We start from the raw sequence: 13,818 nt of genomic DNA, 5'->3' as shown, positions 1-13,818 counted from the left end.
ATGAAACTAGTAAGCTTTTTAAAAGAGAATGAAATAAGAGTTGGTAAAATCCAAGAAGACTTCGTCGTGGATTTACATACAGTAAGTAACGGGGGCTTACCAAAGGATATCCTTTCCTTAATTCAGTTAGGGGAGGATGGAATAAAGCAGGTTGAGAATCTAGGTGGATTTTCTGAGGGAGACGAAGGTGTAGAACGATTAGAAAAAGTGAAGCTTGAGTCTCCGATTCCAAGGCCTGTCAGCATTCGAGATTTCTATGCATTCGAAGATCATGTAAAAACAGCTCGTAAACGAAGAGGGCTTGAGGTGGTTCCTGAATGGTATGACATACCCGTTTTCTATTTCACCAATCACTTAGCTGTAAAGGGACCCCAGGATGTGATTGGAATCCCTTCAGATTGTCAGTGGCTAGATTATGAATTGGAAATAGCCTGTGTGATTGGCAAAGAGGGGCGGAACATTTCCAAAGAAAATGCAGAGGAATACATTTACGGCTATTTCATCATGAATGATTGGAGCGCAAGAGATATTCAAAAACATGAGATGAAAGTAGGCTTAGGTCCTGCGAAAGGGAAGGATTTTGCTACATCCTTTGGACCATATCTTGTGACAAAAGATGAACTTGATTCTTTCAAAGAAGGAGATCGATTCAATCTCACTATGACTGCAAAGGTAAATGGAAAGCTATTATCAAAAGGGAATTATAAAGATATTTATTATACATTTGCGGAAATGATTGAAAGAGCTTCTAAGGATGTAACACTTTACCCAGGAGAAGTCATTGGGTCAGGTACAGTAGGTACAGGATGTATTTTAGAACTTGGTACTGAAACTCATCCCTGGTTAAAAGCTGGGGATGTGGTGGAATTAGAGATTGATGGATTAGGAGTTTTGCAAAATACTGTTGCCAATATTAGAGAGGGGGAAAACCATGTATTATCGTCAAATGGGGAAGATACCTCACAAACGTCACACCATATTTAAAAAAGATGATGGAAACCTTTACAGAGAACAGGTCATGGGGACAAAAGGGTTCTCTGGTACACAATCAATCCTGTATCATCATCATCTCCCTACTGCAGTGGCCAAAACGAAATTTCTAGGCAACTATATGCCTGAATTTGAAGAGGATAGTGCTCTTCGTCACCGTCACTTTTTTACAGACGGAATTGAAAAGAAGGGCGACGCACTGGAAAGTAGAGAATACTTGCTTGGAAACACCGATTTATTAATTGGAACGGCCTATGTAACGGAAGAAATGAACGGCTTTTATCGAAACGGTGATGGAGATGAAATGCTCTATATTCATTTTGGGAGTGGAACTGTAGAGACCATGTTTGGTTCGATTACTTATGGAAAAGGCGACTACGTCGTTATACCGATTGGAACCATTTATCGAGTCGTTCCTGAACAAGATACAAAAATGCTTATTGTGGAATCCTTCAGCCAAATAACGACACCACGGAGATACCGCAATGAATATGGTCAGCTCCTCGAGCATAGTCCATTTTGTGAACGGGATTTGAGAGGTCCTGAAACACTTCAAACCCATGAAGATGAAGGGGAGTTTGAAGTGATTACAAAATCCCGGGGAGCACTTCATTCACATGTACTGAATCATCATCCTCTTGATGTAGTCGGTTGGGACGGCTACTTGTATCCGTGGGTGTTTAACATTGAGGATTTTGAACCAATCACGGGCCGTATTCACCAGCCACCACCCGTTCATCAGACCTTTGAAGGGCATAATTTCGTGGTCTGCTCATTTGTCCCAAGATTGTACGATTATCATCCAGAATCGATTCCGGCACCATACAATCACAGTAACGTAAACAGTGATGAATTACTGTATTATGTGGAAGGCAACTTTATGAGTAGAAAAGGAATTAAAGAAGGATCGATCACCCTGCATCCAAGTGGAATTCCTCATGGTCCACATCCTGGTACAACTGAAGCAAGTATTGGAAAAAAAGAAACCTTGGAGCTCGCCGTAATGATTGATACGTTCAAGCCATTAAAAATAGTCAAAAAGGCTAAAGATGTCGAAGATCCTAACTATATGTTTACTTGGGTATAATCATGGAACCAATGATAAGTGCTAATGGTGCTTATCATTGGTTTTTTTATTTATAAAAATTTTAATTTGAGCGAATGAAGAAAAGGCTCTGTCAACTAGCGTGTGCTAGATGGTGAGGGGAACTGCTTTCCGCGGACGTTCGGCCGAGCCTCCTCAGCTTCGCTTCCGGGGTTTCGGTACGCCCGTACTTCCGCAGGAGTCTACATAGTTTCCCTCACCATCTAAGAGAATTTTTTGTGGCAGAGCTTAAAGTGAATAAGATATTCTAAAGAAAAATTATTATTACAATACAAGCTAAAATCGTCCAATGCACACTTTGAAAAATGATGTTTTTAAACTTGAAAGGTATTTATTTTAATCTTTATTAAGAAACTCATACTTAGAAAGTTGATTAGAGCGGAAGGTGCTCGACTCACGTCCCACGGAAAGCGAGCACCTTTCGCTGCAATCAACCACTACTCTCTTTGTGAAAAACATCAAACCTTCCGAAAATAGCCTTTCGTAAACACTTGCAGTAAATTTTCACTTAGCCTCTAATAAAAATTCGAATCATTATCAATTGAGTAAAAATGTTGAGAAAAAGACAACCTTACTTCAAGTAGGACAATCCTCCCCTAAAGCTATATAAAGTAAATAATGTCGAATAATTTTAAACAAAATCCCCCAACATGAATGAATCTCCATTCATACCCTTTTTATAAAAAAATCCAAAAAAATTTATCATCAATCAAACTCTATAAGGACAAAGATGAAAGCGTTTTCTTAATATCAGATTAATCTAAATAATCTAAAAATTTACAAAAAGACTGTTGACCTTCCTCGCAAACGAGAGTAATATTGTCCTCAATTAAATTTTTCAAGCCAAACAAAAACAGTCAAAGGGATCCAAAATAAGCTTCTTGAAAGTAGCTGAAACAATAGTCCTTAAGCTGTACAATTAAGTTTCTGAATAATCAGATAAATAACAAGGAGAAAGGAATGATTAACATGAACGAACAGTGGATTTACTTAGACGGTCAATACGTGAAAAAGGAAGATGCAGTTGTATCAGTTTATGACCATGGATTTCTTTATGGAGATGGAGTGTTCGAAGGAATTCGAATGTACGATGGAAATGTGTTCCGTCTAGAAGAACATGTTGATCGCCTTTATGACTCAGCAAAATCAATCATGTTGCATATCGAAGCTTCTAAGCAGGAGATGTGTGACATTATCGTCAATACATTAAAAAAGAATGAACTAGAAAATGCCTACATACGAGTGGTCATCTCGAGAGGTGTTGGAAACCTGGGGCTCGACCCCTTCACCTGTAAGAGACCACAAATTATTGTCATCGCAGAACAATTAGCTCTATTTCCTAAAAGCTTATATGAAACGGGTATTGATATCGTCACCGTAGCAAGTCGTCGGAATCGGGCAGATGTTCTGTCACCAAAGGTTAAGTCCTTAAACTACTTAAATAACATTCTGGTAAAAATCGAAGCGAACCTTGCTGGAGTAAGTGAAGCTTTGATGCTAAATGATCAAGGGTATGTGGCAGAAGGTTCTGCCGATAATATTTTCATTGTCAAAAAAGGAAAAATCCTAACTCCTCCAGGATACGTTGGAGCGTTAGAAGGAATCACGAGGAATGCCATCATCGAAATTGCTGACAGATTAGGGTTCCAAATGAAGGAAGAGGTATTTACTCGTCATGATGTGTATACAGCAGATGAAGTGTTTTTAACAGGAACGGCAGCAGAAGTGATTGCTGTTGTAAAAGTGGATGGTCGCATTATCGGAGATGGAAAACCGGGAGAGCATACGAATCGACTGCTCCATGAATTTAGAAATACAGTGACTCAGGATGGAACGAAGGTGTATGAGAGAAAAGTTCATGTTGGATAAGTTGGGGGTGATGATGTGCGAAGTGACATGATCAAGAAAGGAATCGATCGAGCTCCCCATCGCAGCTTACTGTATGCGACGGGAGTCAAGCTGGAAGACCTAGAAAAACCATTTATCGGGGTGTGTAATTCCTATATCGACATAATTCCAGGGCATATGCATTTAAACGGCTTTGCTCAAGTCGTGAAAGAAGCGATTCGAGAAGCAGGTGGAATCCCGTTTGAATTCAATACCATTGGAGTAGATGACGGGATTGCCATGGGGCACATCGGGATGAGGTACTCATTACCAAGTAGGGAACTCATCGCCGACTCCGCAGAAACAGTGATCAACGCACATTGGTTTGACGGAGTTTTCTATATTCCAAACTGTGACAAAATCACTCCAGGAATGCTGATGTCAGCCGTCAGAACCAATGTCCCTTCTGTTTTCGTATCAGGTGGTCCAATGGAGGCTGGAATATCCAGTGATGGAAAGCCACTATCCCTTGTATCCGTATTTGAAGGAGTGGGAGCCCATCAGTCAGGCAGAATGTCGGCTCAAGAACTCCTTGATATTGAAGCCAATGCGTGCCCAACTTGTGGTTCATGTTCCGGGATGTTTACAGCGAACTCCATGAACTCACTGATGGAAATGCTCGGTATGGCTCCTCCAGGAAACGGAACGATTGTAGCCACTTCAGCCGAGAGGCATCAATTAATTAAAGATGCAGCGAAATATTTAGTCGAGATGATTAAGAAGGATATCAAACCGAGAGACATTATAACAGAGGATACGATTGATGATGCATTTGCATTAGATATGGCCATGGGAGGCTCAACTAATACCGTTCTCCACACACTGGCCATTGCCAACGAAGCAGAAATTGATTACGACATTAATCGAATTAATAAAGTGGCTGAGAGAGTCCCCTATTTATCAAAAATAAGTCCAGCATCCGATTACTCTATGCAGGACGTCCATAATGCAGGAGGAGTCAGCGCCATTATTAAAGAGCTTTGTGAGATGGAAGGTGCAGTCCACAGAGACCGGATCACTGTGACAGGAAAGTCTCTATATGAAAATGTAAAAGATGCTCATATTCAAAATGATGATGTGATACGAAGAAGAGAGAAGGCTCATAGTCCCGTTGGAGGATTATCAGTACTCTTTGGAAATATTGCTCCAAATGGTGGTGTAATTAAGGTAGGAGCTGTTGACCCTTCCATTGAGACCTTTATGGGAGAAGCGATTATTTACGAATCTCAAGATGATGCCCTGTCAGGAATTGAAAGTGGTGAAGTAAAAGAAGGGCATGTCGTGGTCATTCGTTATGAAGGACCTAAGGGTGGACCTGGAATGCCGGAAATGCTTGCACCAACAGCGGCTATTGCAGGAAGAGGGTTAGAGAAGAAGGTTGCTCTAATGACAGACGGTCGATTCTCAGGAGCTTCCCGAGGAATTTCCATCGGTCATGTATCACCAGAAGCAGCGGAAGGAGGACCAATTGGTGTTATTCAAAACGGTGATCCTATTTTCATCGATTTAACCAATCGGACCATTTCCCTAATGGTCTCTGAAGATGAATTAAACGAACGGAAAAAGGAGTGGGTACAGCCTCCTCCAAAGATAAAGAAGGGTTACTTAGCAAGATATGCTAAGCTCGTCACCTCGGCTAGTACAGGTGGAGTGTTGAAAACGGAATAACAAAAAAACGTTGAAGAGGCAAAAGGATTGGATTTTGTATTTACAGAGAGCTGGTGGTGCTGCGAACCAGTAATACGCCCAATGCCGACATCCCCTCTGAGTATCCCTCTGAAAATCGTAGTAGGAGTGATCGAGTAACTGTTACTCGTTATCAAAACGAAGGTTGATTGTTTGTAAAGTCGACCTGCAAAGGGAAATAGCTGTTTACAGTTATTTTCGAAATAGGGTGGTACCGTGGAAAGGAAAAGAGCCTTTTCGCCCCTGCGAAAGATAAATTCTGTCGTAGTGGGTGGAAGGGCTCTTTTATATTTTATAAATTAGCTGTCTTGAAATGTTGTTTTAACTTAATTCTTACCAGGGAGGAGATTAAAATGAGAGCAAAATTAGAGGAAGAACCAGCTTCACAGACATTAACAGGAAATGTTAATGGAGCCGACATGCTTATGGTTGCTTTGAAGAAGGAGAAGGTTGATATTCTGTTTGGTTACCCTGGAGGAGCGGTTTTGCCCATTTATGATGCTCTATATAAAGCTCCTATCAAACACGTACTTGCTCGTCATGAACAAGGAGCGATACATGCTGCAGAAGGATATGCACGGGTGTCTGGGAAACCGGGTGTGGTTATTGCAACTTCAGGGCCGGGAGCTACTAATCTGGTAACTGGAATTGCAGATGCCATGATGGATTCCTTGCCACTCGTGATTTTTACAGGACAGGTTGCTTCAGGTGTCATCGGAACGGACGCATTCCAGGAAGCGGATGTTGTAGGGATTACCATGCCGATCACGAAGCATAATTATCAGGTGCGGGATATTAATGATTTGCCGAGAATTGTAAAGGAAGCTTTTCATATTGCCTCAACGGGAAGGCCAGGACCTGTTCTTGTTGATATCCCAAAGGATTTAACTCTTCAGCAAGCTTATCCGAGCCTGGAGGCGGAGATGGACTTACCGGGTTACCAGCCCAATTTGCATCCCAACCCTCTCCAACTAAAGAAACTGGTGGAAGCTATAAAGCTTTCAAAAAAACCAGTAATTTTAGCAGGTGCAGGAGTTCTTCACGGAAAAGCTTCTGAAGAATTGAAGAAGTTCGCTGAAGGGTATGATCTACCCGTTGTTCACACTCTACTAGGTTTAGGCGGATTCCCAGCAGACCACCCTTTATTTCTAGGAATGGCCGGAATGCACGGATGTTATTCCAGTAATATGGCTCTGCATGAATGTGATCTATTACTTAATATAGGAGCCCGATTCGATGATCGATTAACAGGCAATCTAGCCACCTTTGCACCAAGAGCCAAGGTAGCACACATCGATATTGATCCAGCTGAAATTGGTAAGAATGTCGAAACCCATATCCCAATCGTAGCGGATTCGAAGCTGGCTCTCACAAAACTGTTGGAGTATGAAACAGAAAAAGCAGATTTAGAAGGTTGGCATAAGCATCTGCAATCATATAAACAGGAATATCCTTATTGGTATAACCAGTCAGCTGACGTGCTATCTCCCCAACGATTAATTGAACAGGTGTATGAAATGACGAACGGAGATGCAGTAGTAACAACAGATGTAGGTCAACATCAAATGTGGGCAGCACAATATTATTCATTTAAATCGCCTAACAATTGGGTAACCTCTGGAGGGCTTGGCACCATGGGATTTGGATTTCCGGCAGCCATAGGGGCTCAGTTAGCAAATCCATCGAGTACGGTTGTTGCTTTTGTAGGAGATGGGGGATTTCAAATGACTCTCCAGGAGTTAGTTCTACTAAAAGAGCTGAATCTTCCCGTCAAGGTGGTTTTGTTAAATAACGGTACGTTAGGAATGGTAAGACAGTGGCAGGAAACCTTTTTTGAAGAACGTTATTCACAGTCAGTATTTTCCCTTCAGCCTGATTTTGTCAAGCTGGCTGAATCGTATGGAATACAAGGCTACCAAGTGAAAACCCAAGAGGAAGTAGACAAAGTTTTAAAAGAAGCATTAACCAGTGATGAACCCGTTCTTATCGATTGTTTGGTAAATCCGAAGGAAAATGTCTACCCGATGGTAGCTCCAGGGAAAGGATTACACGAAATGTTAGGAGTGAAACCATGAGGAAGCGGATTGTCACAGCTCTCGTCCATAATCGAAGCGGAGTCTTAAATCGGGTAACCGGATTGTTCACGAAGAGACAATTTAATATTGAAAGCATTTCAGTAGGTTACACAGAGGTAGAAGGGATTTCGCGAATGACCTTTGTTGTAAACGTTGAGGATGATCGGAAAATTGAACAGCTTTTAAAGCAACTTCATAAGCAAATTGATGTGTTAAAGGTTTCAGATATTACGGATCAAGGAGTCGTTGCGAGAGAATTGGCACTTATTAAAGTATTGAGCACTGGACAGACACGGTCAGAGATAAATGGAATTGTAGAACCTTTCAGAGCGGGGATTATCGATGTCGCCCGCGACAGTGTAACCGTACAAGTAACAGGTGAAACAGCAAAAATCGAAGCAATTATTGATCTGCTAAGACCTTATGGGATTAAGGAAATCGCTCGAACGGGGATTACAGCTTTTGCTAGAGGAAATGGAAAATCGGTTACGGATTTGAAACAGTATTCGATTGTGAATTAGAAGAAAGTAGGATCAGTAAATTCGTGTTTTTACATTCTATTAATAAATTTTGTAGAGTTGATTGGAGCGGAAGGTGCATGACTCCTGCGGAAATTGTAGGAAAGTTGAGATCCCGCAGGGCAAATCCGAGGAGGCTCAACTCAAGCCCCGCGGAAAGCAAGCACCTGGAGCGGAAATTAACCACTACTCGCATTTTCAAAAAAAAACAAAGTTTGCGAAAAGTTCCTAATAACAAAATGGAGAGGATGAGGGAAATGGTAAAGGTATATTATAACGGCGATGTAAACGAAGAGGTTCTAAAAGGAAAGAAGGTAGCAGTTGTTGGCTACGGATCCCAGGGTCACGCACATGCACTAAACCTGAAGGAAAGTGGATTTGATGTAGTCGTCGGTTTACGAAAAGGGAAGTCATGGGACCAGGCTGAGAAAGATGGATTCAACGTTTACTCTGTCCGGGAAGCGTGTGAACAAGCAGAAGTCATCATGGTGCTTCTTCCCGATGAGCATCAGCCGAAAGTGTATGAAGCAGAAATCAAGCCAGCACTGTCAGCAGGGAAAGCACTGGCTTTCGCACACGGATTTAATATTCACTTTCACCAAGTCGTTCCTCCAGAGGACGTAGATGTCTTTTTAGTAGCTCCGAAAGGACCTGGGCATCTTGTCAGAAGGACCTTTGAAGAAGGAGCTGGGGTTCCTGCTTTATTTGGAGTATTTCAAGACGAATCGGGCCATGCCCGCGAGCTAGCTTTAGCCTATGCAAAGGGTGTGGGGGCAGGACGCGCTGGAATTCTTGAGACCTCATTTCAAGAGGAAACCGAAACCGATCTCTTCGGTGAACAAGCAGTATTATGTGGAGGTTTAACCTCTCTTGTAAAAGCAGGATTTGAAACTCTTGTAGAAGCGGGTTATCAAAAAGAAGTGGCCTACTTCGAATGCTTACATGAATTAAAACTCATTGTTGATCTTATGTATGAACAAGGGTTAGAAGGAATGCGATTTTCAATCTCTGATACAGCCCAATGGGGAGATTTTGTTTCCGGTCCAAGAGTGGTGAACGAGGAAACAAAATCCCGTATGAAGGAAGTATTAACAGATATTCAAACAGGGAAATTTGCCAAGGGATGGATTTTAGAAAATCAAGCGAACCGTCCTGAATTTAACGCCATCAATCATCGAGAAAGTCAGCATCCTATTGAAGTGGTGGGAAAAGAGCTTCGTAAAATGATGCCATTTGTACAAAAGCCTTCTACAAAAGAAAAGGAAGTGGTTGCGAGTGCGAACCATTGATATTTTTGACACAACCCTACGAGACGGTGAACAGTCCGCTGGAGTAAACCTCAATACGGTTGAAAAGGTAGAAGTAGCAAAACAATTAGAACGATTAGGAGTCGATGTGATAGAAGCGGGTTTCCCGGCAGCTTCAAAGGGAGATTTTGATGCAGTAAAAATGATCGGATCGACTGTAAAAAACAGTTCCGTTACGGGACTTGCGAGAGCTCAACAACGAGATATTGATGCTGTCTGGGAGTCCCTGAAGAATACGGCAGAGCCAAGGCTGCATGTGTTTCTTGCCACCTCTCCCATTCATATGACCCATAAATTGAAGATGACACCAGACCAAGTCATTGATTCCGCTGTAAAGGCTGTGACTTACGCGAAGAAATTTTTCCCTGTCGTTCAATGGTCAGCTGAGGATGCCTGCCGGTCGGATTTAAATTTTTTGGTCAAAATCATGGAGGAAGTGATTCGAGCAGGAGCTTCTGTCATCAATCTTCCTGACACTGTGGGATATATCACGCCTCATAAATACGGGGAATTGTTTCGATACGTTAGAGAACATGTTCCAAATATCGAAGCGGTGAAGCTATCGGCACATTGTCACGATGACCTGGGGATGGCGACGGCAAACTCCTTAGCAGCCATTGAAAATGGAGCCGATCAAATTGAAGGAACCATCAATGGTATTGGAGAGAGGGCTGGAAATGCAGCCCTTGAAGAAGTAGCCGTCGCTCTTCGTATTCGAGAAGATTTTTACGGGGCGACAACTCGATTGAAGCTGGATGAAATCAAGAAAACGAGTGCTCTTGTAAGCAAGTTGACAGGTATGAGAGTTCCAGCCAATAAAGCTGTTGTAGGTGATAATGCTTTCGCTCATGAATCGGGAATTCATCAGGATGGTGTGTTGAAGGAGAAAACCACCTACGAAATCATTACCCCTGAACTCATTGGAGTCAGCTCCAACCGTCTCGTTCTCGGCAAGCATTCTGGACGCCACGCTTTTAAAAATAAAGCCATTGAACTTGGCTTTGAGCTTACAGAAGAAAAGCTAAATGAAGCATTTAAAACATTTAAAGATTTAGCTGATAGAAAGAAAGAGATTGTCGATGAAGATCTCTTTAGCATTCTAACCAACAAGCAAACAGAAATGGCTGACGGAGTAGGCTTTAGATTAGAACGGATGCAGGTTCAATACGGAATGGATAATATTCCGACAGCTACGATTGAGTTGAAAATGGAAGATGGGAAACTGACTCAGCTAGCTTCAACCGGGTCCGGTAGTGTAGAAGCCATCTATAACACAATTGAGAAGATTCTCCCAAGTCCATCGAAGCTGCTGGATTATAAGATTAACTCCGTCGGTGGAGGTAGGGATGCTCTCGCTGAGGTCTATGTTCGACTGGAATATAACGGCGAAAACACAAGCGGACGGGGAACTGCCCAAGATGTATTAGAGGCATCGGCCAGAGCTTATCTAAATGCAGTGAATCGATTAAGTCAGAGGAATGAATATATGAAAGAGAAGGAAGCAGTGAAAGCTAGTTTGTAAGAGTTAGCAAATTTGGAGGTCCGTCCCTCAAATAAAAAAATAGGAGGTAGTTCTAATGAAGAAGAAAGTCGCTGTATTACCTGGAGATGGTATTGGTCAAGAGATTATGGATGGAGCATTAGAAGTACTGAAGGCAGTGGGGGATTGGTTTGGTCATGAATTTGAAGTAGAAAAAGGATATATTGGCGGGGCTGCCATTGACCGTTTCGGAGAACCATTACCTTCAGAAACTATTTCCCTTTGCAAAGGGAGCGATGCGGTCCTTTTAGGAGCTGTTGGAGGTCCGAAGTGGGAGCATCTTCCTCCTCATCTACGTCCTGAAAAAGGGCTCCTATCTATTCGAAAAGAGTTTGATTTATTCGCGAATCTCCGTCCTGTAAAGGCATTTGAAAGTTTATTGGGGGCATCTCCATTGAAACGGGACATCGTGGAAGAAGTAGATTTAGTCATTGTCAGGGAATTAACAGGCGGCTTGTACTTCGGTCAGCCATCCGGTCGACAAGGCAAGCATAATGAAGTAGCCGTTGATACCCTTGTATATGACAGAAATGAAATCGAACGAATTGTCCATAAAGGGTTCAAATTAGCTCAAAGAAGAAAGAACAAACTAACGTCTGTTGATAAAGCAAATGTCTTAGAAACAAGTCGAATGTGGCGTGAGGTTGTAAATGAAGTGGCTTCAGAATATCCCGATGTGGAGGTAGAGCACATGCTGGTGGATGTAGCAGCTATGAAGCTCATGTATCAGCCGAAGCAATTTGATGTCATCGTAACGGAAAACATGTTCGGAGATATTTTAAGTGACGAAGCCTCCATGATCACAGGCTCACTTGGTATGCTCCCGTCAGCTAGTTTAAGAGGCGATACCTTTGGACTGTACGAACCAGTCCACGGATCGGCCCCAGACATTGCAGGCAAAGGAAAAGCTAATCCACTAGCTATGATTCTATCAGTGGCCATGATGCTGAGACATTCCTTCGGCTTAAAAGAAGAAGCAGAAATGATTGAACTGGCAGTACAGGAAGTATTGAACGCAGGCTTCCGCACTGGAGATCTGTGGACCATGGGACGGGGGACCGTTGTTGGTACAGGTGCCATGAGTCAGCTTGTAGTAGAGAGATTAGAAGCAGATCATGCGTTATCTTCGATTTTAGCGGCTTATATGTGATGAGGTAAGAGTGTATTGGAAGTTTTGTCGGAAAATCGGTATATCGCTGATATTTTTCGATTTTCGCTGATATATTCAGAATTCCGCTGATATTTATCTATATTCGTAAAAAATACCTAAACCAGGAGGGAGTTCATGGCAGGGAAAAATATTATCGAGAAGATATGGGAGAAACACATTGTTCACAGTGAAAAGGGAAAGCCTGATTTACTGTATATAGATCTACACCTTGTACATGAAGTGACTTCTCCCCAAGCATTCGAAGGACTTCGTATGAAAAATCGAAAGGTGCGCAGGCCAGATTTAACCTACGCGACGATGGATCATAACGTGCCAACACGAGAACGTCACATGATTCGGGATGAAATAGCCCGTTTGCAAATGGATACCCTCCAAAGAAACTGTGAGGAATTTGGTGTTCCTCTTGCAGATATCCATCATCCTGATCAAGGGATTGTTCACGTGATTGGTCCTGAGCTTGGTCTGACTCAACCAGGAAAAACGATTGTCTGTGGAGATAGTCATACCTCTACCCACGGTGCCTTTGGTGCCCTGGCATTTGGGATTGGCACAAGTGAAGTAGAGCATGTTCTAGCCACTCAATCCCTTTGGCAAACAAAACCTAAATCACTGCAAATCGAAGTGTCTGGAGAGCTGGGTTTCGGTGTGACCGCAAAGGACGTCATTTTATATATCATCTCTTCCTATGGAGTAGGTTTTGGAACCGGGTATGTAATAGAATTTACAGGTAACGTCATTCGGAACCTGTCCATGGAAGAGAGGATGACGGTATGCAATATGAGCATTGAAGGTGGGGCGAAAGCAGGGTTGATTAGTCCTGACGAAGTCACCTTTGATTATTTAGAAGGAAGACAATTTATCCCGAAAAACAAATCCTATGTAGAGTGTAAAGCTGAATGGCGTAAGCTTGCAAGTGATGAAGACGCCACGTTTGATCACAAAATCATCGTGAAAGGTGAAGACATAGAGCCCCATGTGACATGGGGGACGAACCCTGGGATGGGGACCTCGATTTCGAGGTCCGTCCCTCATCCCCATGATTATAGAGACCCTTCTGAGCGTAAAGGGGTGGAGAGGGCTCTTGAGTATATGGGTCTTCATGGAGGGATGTCCTTGGAGGAGGTTGAAGTGGATTATGTGTTCATTGGGTCGTGTACGAATTCACGGTTGAGTGATTTGAGGGCGGCTGCTGAAGTGGTGAAGGGTCATTCTGTGAAACAAGGTGTCACGGCTTTAGTAGTACCAGGCTCGTTTAAGGTGAAAAAAGAAGCCGAGGAAGAAGGGTTAGATCATATTTTCAAAGAAGCGGGATTCCAGTGGAGAGAAGCTGGGTGCAGTATGTGCTTGGCCATGAACGATGATATTGTGCCTCCTGGTAAACGATGTGCTTCTACTTCAAATCGGAACTTCGAAGGGAGACAGGGAAATGGATCTAGAACTCATCTCCTTAGTCCAGGGATGGCGGCAGCTGCTGCTATTACAGGCAAACTAACAGACGTAAGAAAATTTGAAAGAGTACTAGTTTCCTAAGGAGGTGAG

10 protein-coding genes and 1 other annotated feature are annotated in these 13,818 nt (G+C 42.7%); all 10 genes read left to right on the top strand.

Features of this window, described 5'->3' with window-relative positions; translation table 11 throughout:
- The 10 genes from IQI_RS19440 (at position 1) to leuC (ending at position 13,809) form a co-directional block, all read left to right on the top strand.
- Positions 1 to 984 carry a fumarylacetoacetate hydrolase family protein gene (locus IQI_RS19440; RefSeq protein ID WP_064094314.1) on the top strand — a complete coding sequence of 328 codons (984 nt, stop codon included), beginning with the start codon at positions 1 to 3 and terminating at the stop codon, positions 982 to 984.
- The gene (locus IQI_RS19435; protein WP_064094313.1) at positions 932 to 2,077 is read left to right on the top strand and encodes a homogentisate 1,2-dioxygenase; all 1,146 of its coding nucleotides are present in this window, start codon (positions 932 to 934) and stop codon (positions 2,075 to 2,077) included. Before IQI_RS19440 ends, IQI_RS19435 begins: the two co-directional genes overlap by 53 nt.
- Positions 2,078 to 3,064: 987 nt before the next feature.
- Positions 3,065 to 3,964 (top strand): branched-chain-amino-acid transaminase, encoded by a 900-nt coding sequence (gene ilvE / locus IQI_RS19430; RefSeq protein WP_064094471.1) that lies wholly within the window; start codon positions 3,065 to 3,067, stop codon positions 3,962 to 3,964.
- 15 nt (positions 3,965 to 3,979) lie between these two features.
- Positions 3,980 to 5,650 (top strand): dihydroxy-acid dehydratase, encoded by a 1,671-nt coding sequence (ilvD, locus tag IQI_RS19425; protein ID WP_064094312.1) that lies wholly within the window; start codon positions 3,980 to 3,982, stop codon positions 5,648 to 5,650.
- Between the two features lies 1 nt (position 5,651).
- Positions 5,652 to 5,916: a binding site (T-box leader), on the top strand.
- Positions 5,917 to 6,021: 105 nt separating this feature from the next.
- Positions 6,022 to 7,743 (top strand): acetolactate synthase large subunit, encoded by a 1,722-nt coding sequence (gene ilvB / locus IQI_RS19420; RefSeq protein ID WP_064094311.1) that lies wholly within the window; start codon positions 6,022 to 6,024, stop codon positions 7,741 to 7,743.
- Positions 7,740 to 8,264, top strand: coding sequence for an acetolactate synthase small subunit (ilvN, locus tag IQI_RS19415; RefSeq protein WP_064094310.1), 525 nt, complete (start codon positions 7,740 to 7,742; stop codon positions 8,262 to 8,264). Before ilvB ends, ilvN begins: the two co-directional genes overlap by 4 nt.
- 254 nt (positions 8,265 to 8,518) lie before the next feature.
- Positions 8,519 to 9,550 carry a ketol-acid reductoisomerase gene (gene ilvC / locus IQI_RS19410; RefSeq protein ID WP_064094309.1) on the top strand — a complete coding sequence of 344 codons (1,032 nt, stop codon included), beginning with the start codon at positions 8,519 to 8,521 and terminating at the stop codon, positions 9,548 to 9,550.
- Complete coding sequence (locus tag IQI_RS19405) at positions 9,537 to 11,090, top strand: 2-isopropylmalate synthase (protein ID WP_064094308.1); 1,554 nt, start codon at positions 9,537 to 9,539, stop codon at positions 11,088 to 11,090. The genes ilvC and IQI_RS19405 overlap by 14 nt, the downstream gene beginning before the upstream one ends.
- A gap of 55 nt (positions 11,091 to 11,145) precedes the next feature.
- Positions 11,146 to 12,258 (top strand): 3-isopropylmalate dehydrogenase, encoded by a 1,113-nt coding sequence (gene leuB / locus IQI_RS19400; RefSeq protein ID WP_064094307.1) that lies wholly within the window; start codon positions 11,146 to 11,148, stop codon positions 12,256 to 12,258.
- A 135-nt stretch (positions 12,259 to 12,393) separates the two neighbouring features.
- Positions 12,394 to 13,809: a 3-isopropylmalate dehydratase large subunit gene (gene leuC, locus IQI_RS19395; RefSeq protein ID WP_064094306.1), complete on the top strand. Its 1,416-nt coding sequence runs from the start codon at positions 12,394 to 12,396 to the stop codon at positions 13,807 to 13,809.
- Positions 13,810 to 13,818: the final 9 nt, after the last annotated feature.

Source organism: Rossellomorea aquimaris TF-12 (assembly GCF_001648555.1).
GTDB classification, from domain to species: domain Bacteria; phylum Bacillota; class Bacilli; order Bacillales; family Bacillaceae_B; genus Rossellomorea; species Rossellomorea aquimaris.
Note: the sequence above shows the minus strand (reverse complement) of the source record. Positions and strands in the feature narration are given on the sequence as shown.

Excerpts from the sequence above, each read along its gene's own strand:
- IQI_RS19440 (WP_064094314.1), top strand. The coding sequence starts at position 1 with ATGAAACTAGTAAGCTTTTTAAAAGAGAATGAAATAAGAGTTGGTAAA.
- IQI_RS19435 (WP_064094313.1), top strand. The coding sequence starts at position 932 with ATGTATTATCGTCAAATGGGGAAGATACCTCACAAACGTCACACCATA.
- ilvE (WP_064094471.1), top strand. The coding sequence starts at position 3,065 with ATGAACGAACAGTGGATTTACTTAGACGGTCAATACGTGAAAAAGGAA.
- ilvB (WP_064094311.1), top strand. The coding sequence starts at position 6,022 with ATGAGAGCAAAATTAGAGGAAGAACCAGCTTCACAGACATTAACAGGA.
- ilvN (WP_064094310.1), top strand. The coding sequence starts at position 7,740 with ATGAGGAAGCGGATTGTCACAGCTCTCGTCCATAATCGAAGCGGAGTC.
- ilvC (WP_064094309.1), top strand. The coding sequence starts at position 8,519 with ATGGTAAAGGTATATTATAACGGCGATGTAAACGAAGAGGTTCTAAAA.
- leuB (WP_064094307.1), top strand. The coding sequence starts at position 11,146 with ATGAAGAAGAAAGTCGCTGTATTACCTGGAGATGGTATTGGTCAAGAG.
- leuC (WP_064094306.1), top strand. The coding sequence starts at position 12,394 with ATGGCAGGGAAAAATATTATCGAGAAGATATGGGAGAAACACATTGTT.